Raw genomic sequence first — 17998 nt, 5'->3', positions numbered from 1 at the left:
AGCAGCTAATTTGGTCTGTATGGTTGTTTTAGACTGGCTTTACTGAAGCCGGCTTTGCTTGAGACTGGTTTTCAAGCTCTTCTCTAACAATTGCAGCGCCCGCACTCAATGCTTTTAGCTTAGCATTGGCAACCTCACGTGAAAGTGGTGCCATACCGCAGTTAGTGCAAGGGTAGAGCTTGTCGGCATCAACGAAGTTAAGGGCGCTGCGCAGCGTTTCGGCGACTTCCTCTGGAGATTCAATGGCGTTGGTGGCAACGTCAATGGCACCAACCATCACCTTTTTGCCGCGAATTAATTCCAGTACTTCTAATGGCACGCGACCGTTGTGGCATTCCAGCGAAATAATATCAATACTTGATTGTTGAAGGCTTGGGAAAGTCGCTTCGTACTGGCGCCATTCATCGCCTAAGGTTTTCTTCCAGTCAGTATTTGCTTTAATGCCATAGCCATAGCAAATATGTACCGCAGTTTCGCACGTTAAGCCCTCAATGGCGCGTTCTAAGCATTTAATACCCCATTCGTTCACTTCGTCAAAAAATACGTTAAAGGCAGGTTCGTCAAATTGAATAATATCAACACCTGCCGCTTCCAGTTCTTTAGCTTCTTCGTTTAGGGCTTTGGCAAATTCCCACGCGAGTTTTTCGCGGCTTTGATAATGCGCGTCATACAGGGTGTCGACCATGGTCATGGGCCCAGGCAGTGCCCATTTGATTGGCTGTTTAGTTTGCTGGCGCAAGAATTTAGCGTCATCGACAAATACCGGTTTAGTGCGGCTTACATGGCCAACAACCGTTGGGACGCTGGCATCGTAGCGATTGCGAATGCGCACGGTTTTACGTTTTTCAAAGTCGACACCGCTTAAATGTTCAATAAAGGTGGTGACAAAGTGCTGGCGGGTTTGTTCGCCGTCGCTAACAATATCAATACCCGCCGTTTGTTGCTCTTGAAGCGTTACGCGCAAAGCATCTTGTTTGCCGTCAGTTAATGCTGTACCGGATAGTTTCCAAGGTGACCAAAGTTGCTCTGGCTCTGCTAGCCAAATAGGTTTCGGTAAACTGCCTGCGGTTGATGTGGGTAATAGTGCTTTCATAAAAATAGTATCCACTTCTTTTTGGTTTTATGTTGTTTTTTTGGGGGGCTTTTTGCTATGCGCTTTTGATTGATAGAAGCGCTAAGTTGCTAGACCGCGAGGCGGCTAAACCGAATAGTTGGCAGCCCAATTTTCAAGTACGTCTTGGTACGGCTTAATAAAATGCTGTTCGGCAAATTTTCCTTGTTCAATTGCTAGTCTGCTGCGCTCTTCACGGTCATACACTATTTGCGTTAGCGAATGGTCGTGGTTCTTTAGGTTTGGCTTATAGCATTTACCTGCTGCTGCATTGGCGTTGTAAATTTCTGGACGATAGATTTTTTGGAAGGTTTCCATGGTGCTAATCGTGCTGATCAATTCAAGGTTGGTATAGTCATTTAGCAAATCACCAACGAAGTAAAAGGCAAACGGTGCAACGCTATTTGGCGGCATAAAATAACGTACCTGTAAGCCCATTTTTTGAAAGTACTGCTCGGTTAACGACGACTCATTTGGCTGGTATTCAACGCCTAACACCGGGTGCTGATTTTCGGTGCGATGATAGGTTTTGTTGTCTGATACGCTTAAGCAGATGACAGGTGGCTTTTTAAAGTGCTGGCGATAGGCGTCTGAACTTAAAAAGTACTGAAATAGCTTGCCGTGTAAATCACCAAAGTTATTGGGGACGCTAAATTGTGCTTGGTCTTTATTGTGGTTCAGCAGCAGTACACTGAAGTCGTAATCGCGCACATAAGAAGAAAAGTTATTGCCAACAATGCCTTCAATGCGCTCACCTGTTTGATGGTCAAGAATATTGGTTTTTAACACCTCTATCGACGGAAATATTTCATCGCTTGTGGTTACTGTCATATCCACAGAAATAATCTCAAGTTCGACACTGTAGCGATCGCCGTTTGGGTTGTCCCAGTTGGCTAGGGCATTAAAACTGTTATCAATCATCTTTAGGGCATTGCGCAAGTTAACTTGACGATGGGCTCCGCGAGCTAAATTGGCAAAGTTAGTGGTTAAACGAGTGCTGTTTGCTGGTTGGTAGTTTTCGTCAAAGCTGATGCGTTTGATGCTGTAGTTAAAATCTGTAGTCATGATGATTGATGCTCGCCAGTTAAAATATTGGTTAAGGTAAAAAGTCAGATAAATGCTTACCGAAGTCGTTATAAACTTTGGGTAAGTAGCCGCTGTTAGCTATTTTTATACTGGCTTAACGAGATGAATAAAAATGAAGATACTTCATGAAAAGATGAGCTGATTTCATAATGCTTATTCGTAGCGGCTTTCAGGCGAGCTTAGTTAGGGCTTAATAACGATATTTTTTGCTTGGCTTGCAAGGTTTTTAAACTAAGTAGCTCGGCTAAGGCTAAGATAAGTTAAGATAAATTGAATTGAACAGTCTGAGTTGTAGCGAGTCGATAACGAGTGAGGAGTAAACGAACTGCTTGTTGCGCAAGAAATTAGTGTTTATGCTCTAGCGAGTGCTTTTTGAGCGATACAATAAAAAGTTAATATCGAAAATTCGAAAACTAAAAATCCAACAACAATAAGTTAACTAGAAGGAAGCAGTTTAGATGTCAGAAGCTAACTTAGACAAGAGCCTAGATAAGAGCCCAGTACTTGAAAATATCTCGGTAGTAAAAAAAGCCAGCGTATATTTTGACGGTAAAGTGACTAGCAGAACCGTGCAATTTACCGACGGTAGCCACAAAACCTTAGGGATCATGTTACCGGGTGAGTATACCTTTGGCACGCAAGAAAAAGAGATTATGGAAATTCAAGCAGGCGATCTTGAGGTACTAATTGGTGATGATACTAGTTGGCAAACCATTCAAGGTGGTGAGCAATTTACTGTATCAGCAAACTCACAATTTCAACTCAAAGTGTATTCAGTAACTGACTATATCTGCTCTTACATAAAATAATTCATTTGCCTTTAGCTATGTTTGAATGATCAAGGAGGGGAGCTATTGATGCGTGTTTTTTGCAATAGCTTCGCCTTGATTTGTGTAATAAATTCGCCAGAATATGTTTTAGCTAACAAGCTATGTTCCATCTAACAAGCTAAGTTTTAGCTGCTAACAGCTTGTGCTTAACATACAACAGTGTTTTTGATACATCGCAGTTAACCCCAATGATTTTCAGAATATTCAAACTGTTCGGTAATTAGCCCGAATTTGCTATCTAATTGTGCTATCATCTAAAACCTTTATATTCGAGCTTAATTCTTTCGCCGTTTTTCGTTACTTTTTTAGGTTTTCTACTTTGTCTTTGCCTACTTACTAGGTGGCTAAAGTAAAGCGTATTAACCTAGCTTTGGTGTTGAGTAACGCCTAAAACTGCTTATTGAAAGCGGTTAAACAATTAAGCATTGACTCTCATATACAACCTGCGCTTTGCGCTAAGGTGTCACTTAATGATGAAATTGAATTCATCGAAGCTTAATCGCGCCGTTTTTTTTCCTTCCACCCTTGCCATCATCGCTTTGCTCGCTTTTACCTTTGTCTGGCCTAAAAGTGCATCAGCAACCTTTAGTGCCATGCAAGCTGCAATAACCGTTAATGGTGGCTGGTTCTATGTATTGGCGGTAGGCATTATTTTAGGGTTTGTACTGTACTTGGGAATTTCTCGCTTTGGTGAGATAAAGCTCGGACCAGATCATTCCACCCCTGATTACAGTATGAGCACATGGCTATCAATGCTCTTTGCTGCTGGCATGGGCATTGGCTTAATGTTCTTTGGTGTTGCTGAGCCAGTAATGCATTATCTATCCCCTCCCACCGCAGAGCCTGGCTCAATTGATGCAATGCGCGAGGCTATGAAAATTACCTTCTTCCATTGGGGATTTCATGCTTGGGCTATCTACGCCATTGTTGCACTAATATTGGCGTACTTTTGTTATCGCCAAGGGTTGCCGTTAACGCTGCGCTCAGCGCTTTACCCGATTATTGGTGATCGCATTTATGGCTGGCCGGGTCATCTAGTAGACATTTTTGCCGTCGTCGGTACGGTATTTGGTGTTGCTACCTCACTGGGCTTAGGCGCAAGCCAAGTCAACGCTGGCCTTAACTATTTGTTTGAGGTTGATGTTAGCCAAATTAATCAAATGCTGATTATGCTAGCGATTATTTCGTTGGCGTCGATTTCCGTGGTTACGGGTTTAGACAAAGGTATTAAAATTTTGTCTGAAGTAAACATGGGGTTAGCGATAATGCTGATGCTACTAATTTTTGTACTTGGCCCAACCGTTTACTTGTTGCAAGTATACGTGCAAAACATTGGTGGCTATTTATCTGAGATTGTTGCCAATACCTTTAATTTATTTGCCTACGAGAAGAAAGATTGGATCGGCGGCTGGACAATTTTCTATTGGGGCTGGTGGCTAGCATGGGCACCATTTGTTGGCTTGTTCATTGCCCGTATTTCAAAGGGCCGCACAATTCGTGAATTCGTTTTAGGGGTACTGATGGTACCTACGGCATTTACCTTATTGTGGATGACCATTTTCGGCAACTCTGCAATTTCACTGATTGTTGATGGTGGATTTACCCGTTTGGCTGAAATGGTCAATGAAAATGCTGCAGTTAGCTTGTTTGTATTTCTGGAAGCAATCCCTTGGTCAACAGCGCTAACGGGATTATCTATTTTGATGATTGTTATCTTCTTTGTTACTTCGTGTGACTCAGGTGCGATGGTCATTGATATGCTGTGTTCAAATGGTGAAAACGATACACCAGTATGGCAGCGTTTATTCTGGGCATGCTGTGTTGGTGTTGTAGCGGCAATACTAACCTTAGCTGGCGGCTTAGAAGCGTTGCAAACCATGACCATCGCTAGTGCCTTGCCATTTTCAATAGTGCTGCTCGCCGCTTGTTTTGGTTTAGTGAAAGCGCTACGTGTTGAAGCAGCAAAACGCGATGCAATGCAATTGAACTTGTCTACTACCAATATGTATCGCCACAAAGACGATTGGCAGGAAAAGCTGGATAATATTTTATCAACACCCACCAAGAAAAACGCTGATGTGTTTATTAAAAGTCGTGTGCGAAAAGCGTTTGAAAAAATGAAGGAGCAGTTCGAAGCCAACGATATTGATGTCGGCATCGAGCCAACAGCCTCTGGTTTACAGCTAAAAGTTTTTCATGGTGATGAGCATGACTTTATTTACGCCGTGAAAAAGAGCGAGCATTTACAGCCAGATTTCAACAGCGATACCGATAGTAATTCCGATAGCTACTATCGCGCTGAAGTACACTTAGTGGAAGGTGGTCAAGACTACGACATTATGGGCTGGTCAGAAGCTGAAGTACTCAATGATATTGTTGATCAGTACCAAAAGCATATGCACTTCTTACACTTGTTGCGAGAGTAGCAGCGTCTTGAGTTGTAGTGTATAGCACGACAATTATCATAGTAGTTGAGTGCACTTGTTAATAAGTCGCTGATTAATAAATAATAAAGCCACCTCAGAGCAGGTGGCTTTTTACTAGCTATTTTTGCTGGCTTCGCTTTCTTGCTACTTTTTCTTGCTACTTTTTCTTGCTAAGAACTCACTAAACTTAGTGCACTTACGTCTTGCCATGGGCCTTTTATTGCAAGTGTTTTAGCGGGCGAATAAAGGTTAACAAACAAGGTTGAACCATCCGGTGAGAAACAGGCGCCGGCGAGTTCTGTTTGTGCATGCAGGCGGGCAAAATCATACAGTTTACCGTCGGGGGTTACACCGCGCAGGTGGTTGTTAACCACCTCGGTATATTGGTCTTCACACACCAATAAGTGGCCTTGTGGGGTAACGGTTAGGTTGTCGCCAAAATTAAACAGTGACTCATCTTCGCTTTCTAAAAACAGTTGTAAACGAGCAGGCTGTGTACGCTCATTTACTTTTCCTTCATATGCTGATGGTTGATAACGCATAATTTGACCAAGCTGTTTGTTGCCACCATTCGTGCAGCAGAAGTACAGTTCGTTATCGGCCCAGTGAATGCCCTCGCCACGAGCGAATAACGCTGCGCCATTGGTAAAGCCTTGTTTGCGTAAATCATCTTCTGGGCTTTCTGGATTGGTAATATTAATCCATTCAACGTCTAGCCAGTCGAATAACGACATTGTTTTGTCTTGCCAGTTACGCGTATCAAATTGTGGTTGAGCTTTCACTACTAATGCTTGAAGTTGCCCACCATCGGCAAGCTTGCCATAAGTTTTAGGGATAAAACGATAGAACAGGCTGTCGCCGCGATCTTCGGTGAGATACACAATACCGGTCTTTGGATCGACCGCCGCCGCTTCATGGTTAAATCGTCCCATGGCTTTCAGCGGTTTAGCATCAATCTGTGATTTGGTGCTTGCGGGTACTTCAAAAATATAACCGTGGGCTTGGCTGATACTTTCATCAGGCAAAGAGACATTCTCTTCACACGATAACCAGCTTCTCCATGGTGTTACACCACCAGCGCAGTTACGAATAGTGCCGCTTAGACTGATAAATTCGCGCTCTACTTGCTTAGTTTTTAGGTTGTAAATAATTGACGTAGTGCCACCTGGTAGCGAAACGCCACTTGCCAGCTGATCATAAGCTAAAGGACTTTTATGTTGCTTGATAGGCTCAGGTTGGGTTGCCAAATTTTGTGGCGATAGCTCATGGTTTCTAATCAACACCACACGGTCTGCGTCGAGCGGCATACAGCCCATGCCATCTGCTCTATCTGGCACTGCCATACCATCATTCATTGGTTGACCAAGCTGCGAGATAATTTCATAGCTAAACCCCGCGGGTAAATCGAGTAGTTTGTTTGTGTCAGCTTGCAGTGGCCCATAACCCTTAGCAAGAGCATTGATAGGCTTGGCACTGTGGATAGCGACACTGGATGATGCTGTCGTATTTTTACCTAGACTGCTGCCAGATAATCCAGCGAATGCCAGTGACGTCAACCCGAGGCAAAATTTACGTCTAGTGACCATATGTTGTCCTTTAATTGATAACTTCAAGATTGTTTAATTTCGGTTAGTTAATGTCATTTGATTAGCGTCAATTACTAAGCGCTATAACGCTCACTGCTTTGCATTGCGAAACGCCGACAGCGCAGGCGGAATTGCTGCGATAAAAGCTAATACGGCGATAAGCAAAAGTGTGATGACATTGGCTTGCGAGAATACGTTGGGCGTAATGGCAAGGCCATAATGATTGAGCAGGTAATGCTGTGCAGATATTAAGCCTGTGCTTAGAAGCCCTGTCGCTAATAGCGCACTAACAATGACAATTAGCATGGCCTCAAGTTCAATAAACCAATAAATAAATAGCGGTGAAGCTCCAATCATTCTCAGCAATGTTATCTCTTGCCTGCGTTCGTTGATGGAGCTAAGTAACATGGCGCTAAGCCCAAGCAGCGCAGAAATCACCACTAATGCTGAGATTAACCTAAGAGCTTTCTCAACAACCGACATGGTTTGCCACAGTTCTTGCAATGCTACGCCTGGTAGTATTGCCATTAGCGGCTCGTTATTGTCGGTATTAATCTGGCGCTGAAGCTGAAATACGCGCATTTTTGAAGTAAGGCCAAGCATCACTGCAGTAACTGACGTTGGTTGCAGCTCAGGAGCAGCCATCGACACTTGGCTAGCAGGCTGCTGCCCAGAGTTTAATGGCCGTGCTAAATGCACCGCGCTTAAGCCTTGCAAGCTTACGTGTAAACTTCTATCAACTGGTGTCCCCGTGGGGGCCAATATGCCAACGACTTGAAAGGGCAATTGCTTGTGCTGCGTAAAGCTAGTGCTACCAATACCATGTGACAAAATCAGTTTATCACCAAGCTGGTAAGCCAAGCGCTTTGCGACCTCACTGCCAAGCACTAGCTCAAAAACACCGTTAAATGCTCGACCCGCCTTAAAGCTAAGCTGTTGCTGCTGACCAAAGCTAAAGTAAGTAAAGTAATCTGTTGTTGTGCCCAGCACGCGATAGCCTTTATGCGAGTCGCCAAGCGAGATTGGCACGGCCCACTTTACGGCATTGTGTTGGCTAACATTTTGATATGCTTGCCAACTAATATTGTTGGTTGGCGCGCCCATTCGAAATACCGAGTAGAGCAGTAAATTTAAACTGCCCGTGCGAGTGCCAACAATAAGGTCAACGCCAGAAACGCTATTAGCGAAATTCGTTTTTGCTTGTTGGCGAATATGCTCAGTGGCCAGCATCACCATAATACTGACAGTGACGGCAAATATGGTCAGCATGACCGAGCCTTTGCGGTGCCATAAACTCTTGCTGGCAATTTGCAATAACATTAGCGGTGTTCTCGCTTATGTTCATTGCCTTGGTAGTTATTATCTGTGGAGTTATCACCTTGGCAGTTATCGGCGGCAATATTGAAATCATGTAACGCTTCGACATGATCAAAGTGCGGTGCCAATTGCGTGTCATGGCTAACGAATAATAAGGTAGTTTGCTGGTCGCTATTATCATTTACACATAGCTGCGTTAACAGTTTTATAAAGTTATTACGCGCGGCAGTGTCCAGTGAAGAGGTTGGCTCGTCTGCGATCAACAATTTAGGTTGATTGATAAAAGCTCGCGCAATACCCACACGTTGCTGTTGGCCAACACTTAGCTGATTAATTGGTCGATACCAATCTGCGGATGGAATGCCAAGTCGCTCTAGCAAGGGCATAATGGTTTGCTTTTCACTAACCTTGTGTTTACTGCTTTGTTGGGAAGCAAAGTGATTGGCTAGTTTGATATTGTCTACGGCGGTTAAATAGCTGATTAAATTGAATTGCTGAAAAATATAGCCAATATGCTGCGCTCGGAATTTGTCACGTTGACGAGCACTCATTTGGTTGATGGGCTCACCCAGCACCCGAACGTACCTGATGCGGGTGTTAAGATGCCCGCGAGTATATTAAGCAAACTTGTTTTACCACTGCCTGATGGACCAAAGATAAAGCGTTTTTGCCCTTGGGGCACAGACCAGTGAGGGATACTGAGCACAGACGATTCTGTACTTACTTCTGCGCTACCTTCAACGCTATTTTCTGCGCTGCTAAGGCTTGTTGGAGCTGCGCTCCTTTTCCCTTGGTTGTAGCTAAACGTTAGGTTTTCGATTTCGACAGCTAGACTCATATAAACGGACTATTCTTATGCAATTGGTTTTCTGCAATTGGTATTAATTGTTATATTGTCACCAAAGTTGTATTTTGTGATAGTATCACGATGTTGTCTGGAGTGAGAAGTCGGTAGGTTAAATTTGTTATGAGAAGCTCAGCGAAACTCATTCGCAATGCCCAATTCCCCCGCGCTTGTATGTTTACTATAGCTAGCAATACAAAGTGCAAGGGCGTTAAGCCTCGCACTAGTAATATCAATAGCGATACAGCAAGTGGGCTTAAGGTTTTTTCTGCAGTGCTATTAATCGCAGGCGCGCTACTTAGCAGTGGCTGCAGTGAGTCGCATCAAGGTCAGGAAATTAGCACGCAGGTGCAAGCAGCAGAAAACCCTACTGAGCAAGTAAGTGAGCAAGTAATTGAGCAAGCGCTAATGACCTTTAGCGATGGTTCACACCTTAAATCTGGCGTTTACAGATCTATCGAGTGGGGCGATCTAATTCCGGAAGATGATTTACAAGCCTTACTTAACCCACCGGATTATTTGATTCAGATTGAAGATGGCTCTGCCGAAGATCAAATCACTAGCACTATTCAAAATGCCATGGCGGCAAATAAGGCGGCAAATAATGCTGAAAATGGCGAAAAGCAGGTAGATCCTTACGAACAAGCGCTGGTATCCACTAATATTATTGAAGCCATGAATGGACAAAACGTTCGTATTCCTGGCTTTGTTGTGCCATTAGAATTTAACGACAGCCAAGTTGTCACTAGCTTCTTCTTAGTTCCCTTTTTCGGCGCTTGTATTCATGCGCCACCACCACCGCCAAATCAAATAATCTTTGTTGAGTCTGAACGCGGTTTTGCGCTCGAGAATCTTTATGAACCTATTTGGGTGTCGGGGAAGTTGGCAACTGAGCTATTTGAAGACCAGCTAGCAACTGCAGCCTACACGATGCGCCTTACGCATATTGAAAAATATGACGGTTAAACCTTATCAAGGTTAAATACACTAGCAGAAAATAGCCTGATCTCGGTTGTTAAGTATTATTGATTACACTGTAGCGATTATAAACGAGCTTCGTTGATAACTGCCTGCTTTAATGCTTGCTCCCAAGCACTTTCTTTTACTTTATCTTCATCGCAGATGATTTCTATTCGGCTTTCAAGGCACTCATCTAGCATAGCTTCGGTAAGGCCATCTCGGGTGCTGTTATAGCCAAAAATACCATCACTTGTGATAAATACGGCTTTAATCCGCTCTGCACTAATACTGGTTAATAGTGCGACGAGCTTTGCGCGATCAAAGACCTTATCAGGTGCAAATCGCCAACCGACACTGCTAAAGCCTTCGCCTTGATTGGCGGCTTTTAAATAACCTGATGTTGGCATGGGCTGTTCGGCTACAATTGGCGCTGCTGAGGCTTGTTCGTGATGATGATGGTGATGAACATCAGGTACATGTTCCGTTTTACCGCTAAGCCAGCTGAGCTCTATTTTACCGTGCTCTGCAAATAGTAATTGCTGCGCTGGTCGGCCTTGAATTTGTTGGTTGCTGATATAGCTGGCTAATGCTTGCTGGTGAACATCTGAATATAAATCCACTTTGTTGCCAACCACAATATCGGCAATTGCGATTTGTTGGTTAAATGTCGCATGCTCGGTGTAGCGTCTATCGGCCAAGTTACGGGCGTCAACGAGCGTGACGGTTTTCTGCAAATCTAAAATTTCGCTGTAGTAGTTATTCGACAGCAATTGCAGTACTTCAACTGGGTGACCTAAGCCCGTTGGCTCAATTAATAGGCGATCAGGCTTGGCTTCTGCGAGCAGCAAGTTAAGTGCAATTTGCATGGGCAGCCCAGATGCACAGCACATGCAGCCTCCAGGCACTTCTTTGATAAATACTTGTTGGTTAGTTGCTGATGAACCTTGAAATAAACTACCATCAACGCCGATTTCACCAAATTCATTGACTAAGATTGCCCAACGCTCATGACTGGGTTTCTCCTTGAGTAAGTGCATGATCGCAGATGTTTTTCCTACACCAAGAAAACCCGTGATGATATTCGTTGGAACGGCGAGAATTTTATCGTTTTTTTGAGTCATGAATTTGCTCTTGTACTGCAGAGTAAAAATATTGGTTTGCGTATAGCGGCGTCCATTGTTGCGGCGCTCAGTTTCTAGGGGCTAATTAAGCTTTTACGGCCCAATTAAACTTTCTGGGCTAATTATATTTTCGCGAACTACTGATATTTCCATGTGGAGTAGAGGCCGTATCAATTCAAAGCTAAGTCAAAACCAAGCTAAAAGTAAGTCAAACACAGGCCACCACAATGGCAACAGGTTAACTTGCTTGCTCTGACGGACATGCACACTTATCGTGGCTGCGACACAGACTAAAGTTCTTCACATGAGCGACCGCGATAATGGTTGCACCTACTGTAGTTAATAATTTTTCACCCATTTCACCAAGTAAGTGCTCCCCGAATAGTGCGGCAGCCAACAGTGTTGCAAGGCCTGCTAGGCCGTAGCTTACCACAGTATAATTGCGATGCTTTTTACAGCCTAAGGTAAGTGCATAAATACTGGTGGGTAATACTGCCATAACCATCCAAAAATGAAACGACTCTTGTGCCATAGGTAATACCGCCAAACTAGGAACGATGACCAGTAATAACGGAAGCGCTAAACAATGCAGGACACAAAGCATAGAGAGGCTGATCGCTAGTTTGTCGGCATAAAGTGATAATAATTTCATTGAGTAAACCTTATTATTTTAGTGTAGCTAGCTGTGCTTTTTATTGTTGGCGCATCTAGCAAGTTTTCATAAAAATCTGTTAAGTAAGTTCTTAGCTAGTTTCTGTCTGCTATCTGTTATTGCCTGCTAGATAGTGGCTGCCAGTTATCGGCTATTAGCCGCTGGCGACAAATTGTCGATAAGTGGTTGGTTACAAATTACCTCGTTAACCTGCTTTTCGGCACAAGTAGCTTCTTCCTTGCATTGAGCCTTATCGGATTGTTTTTCCGATTTGATTGCACACGCTTGGCATGTGCCTGTTAGCTCAATTTGTGGTGAATTTAGTTGATAACCCGTTTGCTTAATTTCATCGGTTAATGCAGCCAAGTTCGCAGAGCAGGCGCTGAGTTCATCAACTCGCTGACATTGCTGACAAACGATAAATTGTGGCAATTCGTGTGAATGTTCACAGCCGATGTAGGCACAGGCAACGTATTTGTTGGCAATGTTTAATCGATGTGCCAAATGCACTGAGGCAAGGAAATCTAAAATACGATAAGCCGACATCGGTGCCAGTGTTTGCTGGTAATGCTCGCTGTATAACTCAATAAGTTCATAAGCGGATACGGCTTTATCTGCTTGAAGCAAAACACTTAATACTTGTTTGCGTTTTTTCGTTAAGCGTTCACCGCTGTGGCGACAGCTTTGCTCTGCTTGCTCGATGTGAGTTTGCCAGTTTTTCATCATATTACTTCAACTCAAGCACTGTGTTGGCAGGTGTGAGCATTGCGCTACCTTGTTGTGTTCCGGTTAGCCAAATTGCACGAACCTTGGTTAAGCGGGGAAAGTGTTTAAAGAGTTCGAGAGTTAGCGATTTTAGCGTATGAGCTTGCTGGCAATTAAATAGGTAACTTGCTGATACTTCGGCGTGTTCGGATTGGTGACTGCCACCATGGTTTTCATCATGACTGTTCTCATGAGTGTCAGGCTTATGCATTAGGCTCTGTAAATCGATAAATTGCTCTGCCAATTGGCATTTTACGTTAGCAAATTTCAAAACCTGCTCTGTGTTTGTCAGTTGCTGTTTGGCATAGTTAACCTGATCGATTTCTTGCTCATCTTGGGCGCGATGCTCAAAGCCAACAATACTTTCTGCCGGTGCAATAAGGTTGATTTGAACTTGCTGGCCCTCAACGACTACAGTTAATTCTGCCATACCATGGACATGTGCTTGCAGGTTTGATGAATGGGCATGATGATCGTGATGACGAGTCCCTGCCTTGTTATGGTTGTGCTCGCTGGCATGCACTGCCGCAATATGAGCAACATAAACGAGGCTGGCAAAAACGAGAAAAATTGTGGCTAATAAACTGGTATTCATATCAATGGAGCTAGGCAGAAACTAAACCAAATCCTAAGTCAAATCTTAAATCAAAGCCTAAATCAAACCCTAAGTTTTGTGTTGGTTGCAAGGTATTCACTAGGTTATTCACTAAGGTAGTCAGTTAATCACTAAAATCTAAGGTCAGTAACAAACGCTGTTCATTGTCACTCAGGCTCGGCGAACGATGAACAATGCCGCCTCCTTCGTTGTTGTACCAAGACTCACCCTTTAACAAGGCAACATCACCAGCAGCTAACTGGTTGATACGGTTAAGGTCACGAATAATGCCTGAGCTATTATCTGGTAGGCCTTTGCCGCCAAAACCAAGCTTAGTGCGATCTACAGCGTTATTAGGTAACCACTCTGTTGCGTTGCCTGTAAACGTTGTTACCAACCGACAGGGCACTTTATCGACATGGAATTTAGGACACATGGCATGGGTCAAATGCGTTAATCTTAACCCCACGCGCTTTAATTCAAATAAGGTGCAAAACATATCAACCAGTAGCGCAATATGCTGACAAAGCTCTGGTGCTGCATTTAACTCAGCCGATTGCTCAAGTAAATTCTCGACGACATTGTCGGCATCGGTCGTCATCACGACTTTCAAGTTTGCAGCGTCTTTCAATAGTTGCTTAGCTTCTTCACTAATGTTCGATGAAATGGCGTTTTGCCACACCGCGATATTGATATCGTCTTGGTAAATATCCGTGAAAATTGCAGGTTGATCGCCAAAACACGCTTTGCGTGCCGGATTTTCAGGCTCAGCTTTTGGTGATAGCGCCACGACCTCAGATTTTAGAGCGTGCGATGGCGTTTCTACGGGCATTGATGTGGCGAGGTTGCTCATAATTAGACCTGTTACTTTATCTCTTTTCACCATAAAGGTGTTTCACTTTCCCTTACCGCGTTACACATGTTTTATTCGTTAATTTTACAATGTTTGTGTATAACGCTCGCTTTCAGGGTTAACTAAAAATAGGGTGCGAATATTATTGGAATTATTGTAATGTTACAACATAACAAAAGTAAAGCAGAGATTAGCTTGTCTTGGTTTGAATTAGTTTGGTATTGATTTATGTTGATGTTATACCGAACTAGTTACGTTAATCATTAGCTGATTAGAAAGTGGTAAATCAGAGAGCGGCAAGGAAGTCTAGTTTACTCAAGTACTTTGGTCTTCAGATACATATATCTCGGTTTTCAAGCACAAGTACCTTAATTTTCAAATAGCGCGTTAACACAGTGGGGAGTTAGCGCAGAAGAGCTATGACCAATATTAGGGAATATCTGTACCTCAATTTGTCCTGAAATGCCGTGTCGCAGCGCATTTTTGTTCATTTGTTTTGCCCAGCTTTTAGCTAGTTGAATGCGATCTCGGCCAACATGCGCAGGCCTTTGGGGTTGAGGTTTAGTGTCTCTACTGCCAATAACAATGGATACTTTTTGGGTCGCGAGTGCGTAATTTCGAAGAGATTTAGTGATATTAGCTCTTTTTTTAGTACCATCTTTCCATAATAGAGTTTTCGAAAGTGCTCCTGCACCATAGGGCCACTGCTCAGAAGTTGTTGGGTAGCTATACCTGCCAGCTGCACTAATCACTGCGCGAATAATCCTATTGGGGTGTGTGACTACATAGCGGTTAACAAATTGTCCTCCCGCGGAATGCCCATACAAATAAAAACGCTTGCTAGCTGAGCTTGTGCGGAATGAGTAGCGATCTACCAACTTGTTTACAAATATATCTGCGGCTACGTGTTTTCCGAATAGGTTGCGATAACCGCCATAGCCACCGCCTAGGTTGCCGAAACGAGGAGTATCAAAAACTGGAACGATCAGCAGCAAACTATGTTTGTTAGCGTAAGGTATCCAACGTGAGAGGTATGTTTTAGCTGCTTTATGTGCATTATCTTCTTTTGACAGCATACCGTGTGCAATGACTAAAATATCCTTAGGTTTTGTGCGAGGTAAGTAAGTGTAATAGTCCCCTTCCAGTGATTTTTCTAGTGAAACTTTTGCATTTGCAACGGCTGGTATTATTAAAAAAACAAACGCTAAAACTTTCCACATGCTAACTCCAAGGTTAAAAATTATGTTGTTAGATCTTTACCGTACACTTTCCAACAGAAATTTGCTCATTGAGCAGGTTAGATGAGTAGGGCACTTCCTCGAAAGCAAGGAAACGCCCTCAAAGCACTTGAAATTAAGACTTTTTAGTAAAGTGCCAAAGTATGGGGTTGTGAGCGTGGCGCAGTATCATCTTGTTTTCATCGAGTGTTTCCACGCGCCACGATTGTTTAGCACCGATTTTACCTTGCGGGTATTTTACAAAATCAAAAACATACTCTAAGGTTAGCTCGCCATTGATTAAGTCCCAGTTGCCTTCAGCCAATGATTTACTGTGATTGTGCTCTGCTACTTTGAATTCACCCCACGACAGCTCTAGTCGCTTGCCTTTAGTATCGTACCAATCGCCCATCATCAGCTCTTTGTGATAGCTTTTCGCAAATTTGTCGCCGTTGACTCGCAGATATTGTTGTGTGCGATTATCTGGGTCAATCACGCTCATACGTGTGTGACTTAACGAACTAACTGTTAACTTTTCAGATACGCCCACCATAGCGCTATTTTGTGGATTTTTGCTGTCGCGGGTGTAGGTTAAAATAATTTCTTTGCCTTCTTCACGCCAGCGGCCACTAAATAGGGTGTCAAGTTGGCCGTGACGAGCCGACCATTGATGAATGTTGAACAAGCCGTTATCACGTAAAAATAGGGTGCGAACACCTTTAGAGGTCATTGACCACCAAGCGCCATCAAGGTGAGTGTCTACGCTGCTTTGCCCTGTTTTCTGGGGTTGCACACCTATCTTAAGCTCTTCCATTTCTTCATTGAGATCTGGCGGTGGTGTTTGTGAGAAGTGAGTATTCCCGTCTTTGTCGACCCACTTATAGATTTGCGCGTTTACTTGCCATGGTGCAATGACCAATAGGCTGAGGATGATTGTTATTTTTAGCATTATTATTCCTCGGTTTTTTCTTAGTGAAAGTTAATAAAACCGCGCGAGTTAACCATTAACTTGTCGCGGTTTAAAAAGTTTTTTCTGCTCTTGCATCAGTGAATAGTAGTAGCTTGAATATTGGCGCTTAAGTCGATTTGCTTGATTGTGGGCTTTGCGATTTCGGTCTTTACACTTCACCCATGCCTTAGCTCGGTCGCTATTTGTCCACCCGGTTTCATTGGGTTGTTTGCATTGCGCGTCAATTTTATTCATCGCCGAGGATGCCATTTCGTGTTCGTTGATAATGGTGTCAGCAACTTCTTGATAGTAAAGCTCGATAGTTTTTTGATGAATCGCCACCTTGCACGCGGCGTCTCCCACCGTCTTTTTTAAGCTAGCGGCGTTACCGCGCTTTTGTACTTCGATATAGCGATCAAAGTTGGTTTGGTAATAGCGCCAAGCACCTTGCAGAGATGACATTGCATTGAGCAGTCGGGAATTTAAGTTTTGTTGATATTCATAGGTGCTGCCTTTGCAAACACAACCAGTGTCAGTGCAACGGGCGACAGCGCCGCCAACCCGTGGTGAGACAAACCATGATGGGTGAAAACCAAACTTGCCTTGTTTGGCTTTGTAAAGCTCGGTTTCTTTTGCTTCTTCAGCGCACGGCGTGCCTTGAAATGCCACTGAACCGTTGGCGTCAGTGCATTGGTAAACTTTGCTGTGGGCCGATAATGAGAGGAATAAGAGTGTAAAAAAAGCGAAAAGTACGCCAAACAGCTGAGTCGGCATGGTGTTAGTCCCTTAACATGCAAATTATAGTGCGTTGTGTTAACTCGCAATTCAGCGCTTTTTTCTACTTTAACATTCGTAAACTGTATGCAAAAGTTACGAAAACACACTGAGTTGCTTAGAATTTCGACAAAATACTAACCTTGTTTGCGCTTAGGTTCAATGCTAATTTCAACCGCGTGAGCTACGTGTGTTCTGGACATGTTCTGGGTGGGGTTAATCGCCTGCTTGTTCTCGGCGCTTTTGTGCAAGTGCTTGAAGTTGCTTTGATTGTTGGTGCAGGCTATGGCGTACCAGAGTTTCTTGGTCTTCTTCGCGAATATGTTCAAAAATCACTTTATAGGCATGTTGACTTGGTTGGTCGTTAGCTTGGTTTTCCGCTAGCTCGTCAGTCTCAGCTGAGTCTGCACTGTCGGCTATAGTGTCGGCGGGCATCACTTCAACTAGCTCACCAATGCAGTAAACAGCGCAATTTTCCTCTAACAAGAAAATTTTCATTTCTAGGCGTTGCCCAACAGTGAACGTTTGCTCGCTGTTAAAAATTACGCCGCCACCGCCAAAGCGAATTCCTTGATAACGCATTGTGGGCTCGTCTTGTTGGCTCAGAATATAGCCAACTAATAAGTCGATCTTATGGGCTTGATGATTAAGGAAGTCGGTTAACTGAGTTGCAACACCACCCAAGCCTTGTATTGAACGAATGGCGGCTTGGTCAATAGACACCATATCGCTAGCCATTTTAAATGGCAGCGGCATACCTGCCATAAAAGCGTCAAAACTGCTGGCTTGGTATGCGGCAATCGGCTGCAAATTGATACTGAATTGATGTTCGATAGAAAAAAATTCATCAAATTGCTGCAATTTAGTTTGTAAATCTGGTGGGGTGATTTGTGTGCTCATTTGGTTACCTTA

Annotated in this window: 18 protein-coding genes; 3 read left to right on the top strand and 15 right to left on the bottom strand. The window is 43.6% G+C overall.

What is annotated here, in order from left to right:
• Positions 1-28: 28 nt before the first annotated feature.
• Together DXX92_RS13730 and DXX92_RS13725 are read right to left on the bottom strand one after the other, a co-directional pair.
• Positions 29-1093, bottom strand: coding sequence for a methionine synthase (locus tag DXX92_RS13730; RefSeq protein WP_116000961.1), 1065 nt, complete (start codon positions 1091-1093; stop codon positions 29-31).
• 105 nt (positions 1094-1198) lie between these two features.
• Positions 1199-2176, bottom strand: coding sequence for a DUF1852 domain-containing protein (locus DXX92_RS13725; protein ID WP_116000960.1), 978 nt, complete (start codon positions 2174-2176; stop codon positions 1199-1201).
• 479 nt (positions 2177-2655) lie between these two features.
• Here DXX92_RS13725 and DXX92_RS13720 point away from each other — a divergent pair, with 479 nt between their 5' ends.
• Both DXX92_RS13720 and DXX92_RS13715 read left to right on the top strand, forming a co-directional pair.
• Positions 2656-3006 (top strand): pyrimidine/purine nucleoside phosphorylase, encoded by a 351-nt coding sequence (locus DXX92_RS13720; protein WP_116000959.1) that lies wholly within the window; start codon positions 2656-2658, stop codon positions 3004-3006.
• Between the two features lie 491 nt (positions 3007-3497).
• Entirely contained in the window at positions 3498-5453 is a 1956-nt protein-coding gene (locus DXX92_RS13715; RefSeq protein WP_116000958.1) for a BCCT family transporter, read from the top strand.
• A gap of 170 nt (positions 5454-5623) precedes the next feature.
• Here DXX92_RS13715 and DXX92_RS13710 read toward each other — a convergent pair whose 3' ends face one another.
• The 4 genes from DXX92_RS13710 to DXX92_RS19415 all read right to left on the bottom strand — a co-directional run bounded on the left by DXX92_RS13710 (position 5624) and on the right by DXX92_RS19415 (position 9194).
• Positions 5624-7039 carry an alkaline phosphatase PhoX gene (locus DXX92_RS13710; protein ID WP_116000957.1) on the bottom strand — a complete coding sequence of 472 codons (1416 nt, stop codon included), beginning with the start codon at positions 7037-7039 and terminating at the stop codon, positions 5624-5626.
• Positions 7040-7129: 90 nt separating this feature from the next.
• On the bottom strand, positions 7130-8359 hold the full coding sequence (locus tag DXX92_RS13705) for an ABC transporter permease (protein WP_116000956.1): 1230 nt from the start codon (positions 8357-8359) through the stop codon (positions 7130-7132).
• Complete coding sequence (locus DXX92_RS13700; RefSeq protein ID WP_281269086.1) at positions 8359-8907, bottom strand: ABC transporter ATP-binding protein; 549 nt, start codon at positions 8905-8907, stop codon at positions 8359-8361. Before DXX92_RS13700 ends, DXX92_RS13705 begins: the two co-directional genes overlap by 1 nt.
• A complete protein-coding gene (locus DXX92_RS19415; RefSeq protein ID WP_281269085.1) occupies positions 8904-9194 on the bottom strand; it encodes an ATP-binding cassette domain-containing protein in 291 nt (96 codons plus the stop codon). Before DXX92_RS19415 ends, DXX92_RS13700 begins: the two co-directional genes overlap by 4 nt.
• A 279-nt stretch (positions 9195-9473) precedes the next feature.
• Here DXX92_RS19415 and DXX92_RS13695 point away from each other — a divergent pair, with 279 nt between their 5' ends.
• Positions 9474-10166 carry a DUF3299 domain-containing protein gene (locus DXX92_RS13695; RefSeq protein WP_245961485.1) on the top strand — a complete coding sequence of 231 codons (693 nt, stop codon included), beginning with the start codon at positions 9474-9476 and terminating at the stop codon, positions 10164-10166.
• Between the two features lie 77 nt (positions 10167-10243).
• On the opposite strand, the gene DXX92_RS13690 is transcribed toward DXX92_RS13695, so the two are convergent.
• From DXX92_RS13690 to DXX92_RS13650, 9 genes are all read right to left on the bottom strand, one after another.
• On the bottom strand, positions 10244-11281 hold the full coding sequence (locus tag DXX92_RS13690) for a CobW family GTP-binding protein (protein ID WP_116000955.1): 1038 nt from the start codon (positions 11279-11281) through the stop codon (positions 10244-10246).
• A gap of 238 nt (positions 11282-11519) precedes the next feature.
• Positions 11520-11933 carry a MerC domain-containing protein gene (locus tag DXX92_RS13685; protein ID WP_116000954.1) on the bottom strand — a complete coding sequence of 138 codons (414 nt, stop codon included), beginning with the start codon at positions 11931-11933 and terminating at the stop codon, positions 11520-11522.
• Between the two features lie 144 nt (positions 11934-12077).
• Positions 12078-12659 carry a Fur family transcriptional regulator gene (locus tag DXX92_RS13680; RefSeq protein ID WP_220347658.1) on the bottom strand — a complete coding sequence of 194 codons (582 nt, stop codon included), beginning with the start codon at positions 12657-12659 and terminating at the stop codon, positions 12078-12080.
• A 1-nt stretch (position 12660) separates the two neighbouring features.
• Positions 12661-13293 (bottom strand): ZrgA family zinc uptake protein, encoded by a 633-nt coding sequence (locus tag DXX92_RS13675; RefSeq protein WP_116000952.1) that lies wholly within the window; start codon positions 13291-13293, stop codon positions 12661-12663.
• Positions 13294-13417: 124 nt separating this feature from the next.
• The gene (locus tag DXX92_RS13670) at positions 13418-14146 is read right to left on the bottom strand and encodes a DUF1826 domain-containing protein (protein WP_245961484.1); all 729 of its coding nucleotides are present in this window, start codon (positions 14144-14146) and stop codon (positions 13418-13420) included.
• A gap of 368 nt (positions 14147-14514) precedes the next feature.
• Positions 14515-15366, bottom strand: a complete 852-nt coding sequence (locus DXX92_RS13665; RefSeq protein WP_116000951.1) for an alpha/beta hydrolase — start codon at positions 15364-15366, stop codon at positions 14515-14517.
• Between the two features lie 133 nt (positions 15367-15499).
• A complete protein-coding gene (locus DXX92_RS13660) occupies positions 15500-16312 on the bottom strand; it encodes a DUF4124 domain-containing protein (protein ID WP_116000950.1) in 813 nt (270 codons plus the stop codon).
• Positions 16313-16360: 48 nt separating this feature from the next.
• A complete protein-coding gene (locus tag DXX92_RS13655; RefSeq protein ID WP_116000949.1) occupies positions 16361-17086 on the bottom strand; it encodes a DUF4124 domain-containing protein in 726 nt (241 codons plus the stop codon).
• A 216-nt stretch (positions 17087-17302) separates the two neighbouring features.
• Positions 17303-17986 carry a PilZ domain-containing protein gene (locus tag DXX92_RS13650; RefSeq protein ID WP_116000948.1) on the bottom strand — a complete coding sequence of 228 codons (684 nt, stop codon included), beginning with the start codon at positions 17984-17986 and terminating at the stop codon, positions 17303-17305.
• Positions 17987-17998: the final 12 nt, after the last annotated feature.

Source organism: Thalassotalea euphylliae (assembly GCF_003390395.1).
Taxonomy (GTDB): Bacteria; Pseudomonadota; Gammaproteobacteria; order Enterobacterales; family Alteromonadaceae; genus Thalassotalea_F; species Thalassotalea_F euphylliae_C.
The sequence above is the reverse complement of the archived record's forward strand: the minus strand, read 5'-3'. Positions and strand labels throughout refer to the sequence as shown.

Excerpts from the sequence above, each read along its gene's own strand:
- DXX92_RS13730 (WP_116000961.1), bottom strand. The coding sequence starts at position 1,093 with ATGAAAGCACTATTACCCACATCAACCGCAGGCAGTTTACCGAAACCT.
- DXX92_RS13725 (WP_116000960.1), bottom strand. The coding sequence starts at position 2,176 with ATGACTACAGATTTTAACTACAGCATCAAACGCATCAGCTTTGACGAA.
- DXX92_RS13720 (WP_116000959.1), top strand. The coding sequence starts at position 2,656 with ATGTCAGAAGCTAACTTAGACAAGAGCCTAGATAAGAGCCCAGTACTT.
- DXX92_RS13715 (WP_116000958.1), top strand. The coding sequence starts at position 3,498 with ATGATGAAATTGAATTCATCGAAGCTTAATCGCGCCGTTTTTTTTCCT.
- DXX92_RS13710 (WP_116000957.1), bottom strand. The coding sequence starts at position 7,039 with ATGGTCACTAGACGTAAATTTTGCCTCGGGTTGACGTCACTGGCATTC.
- DXX92_RS13705 (WP_116000956.1), bottom strand. The coding sequence starts at position 8,359 with ATGTTATTGCAAATTGCCAGCAAGAGTTTATGGCACCGCAAAGGCTCG.
- DXX92_RS13700 (WP_281269086.1), bottom strand. The coding sequence starts at position 8,907 with ATGAGTGCTCGTCAACGTGACAAATTCCGAGCGCAGCATATTGGCTAT.
- DXX92_RS19415 (WP_281269085.1), bottom strand. The coding sequence starts at position 9,194 with ATGAGTCTAGCTGTCGAAATCGAAAACCTAACGTTTAGCTACAACCAA.
- DXX92_RS13690 (WP_116000955.1), bottom strand. The coding sequence starts at position 11,281 with ATGACTCAAAAAAACGATAAAATTCTCGCCGTTCCAACGAATATCATC.
- DXX92_RS13685 (WP_116000954.1), bottom strand. The coding sequence starts at position 11,933 with ATGAAATTATTATCACTTTATGCCGACAAACTAGCGATCAGCCTCTCT.
- DXX92_RS13680 (WP_220347658.1), bottom strand. The coding sequence starts at position 12,659 with ATGATGAAAAACTGGCAAACTCACATCGAGCAAGCAGAGCAAAGCTGT.
- DXX92_RS13675 (WP_116000952.1), bottom strand. The coding sequence starts at position 13,293 with ATGAATACCAGTTTATTAGCCACAATTTTTCTCGTTTTTGCCAGCCTC.
- DXX92_RS13670 (WP_245961484.1), bottom strand. The coding sequence starts at position 14,146 with ATGAGCAACCTCGCCACATCAATGCCCGTAGAAACGCCATCGCACGCT.
- DXX92_RS13665 (WP_116000951.1), bottom strand. The coding sequence starts at position 15,366 with ATGTGGAAAGTTTTAGCGTTTGTTTTTTTAATAATACCAGCCGTTGCA.
- DXX92_RS13660 (WP_116000950.1), bottom strand. The coding sequence starts at position 16,312 with ATGCTAAAAATAACAATCATCCTCAGCCTATTGGTCATTGCACCATGG.
- DXX92_RS13655 (WP_116000949.1), bottom strand. The coding sequence starts at position 17,086 with ATGCCGACTCAGCTGTTTGGCGTACTTTTCGCTTTTTTTACACTCTTA.
- DXX92_RS13650 (WP_116000948.1), bottom strand. The coding sequence starts at position 17,986 with ATGAGCACACAAATCACCCCACCAGATTTACAAACTAAATTGCAGCAA.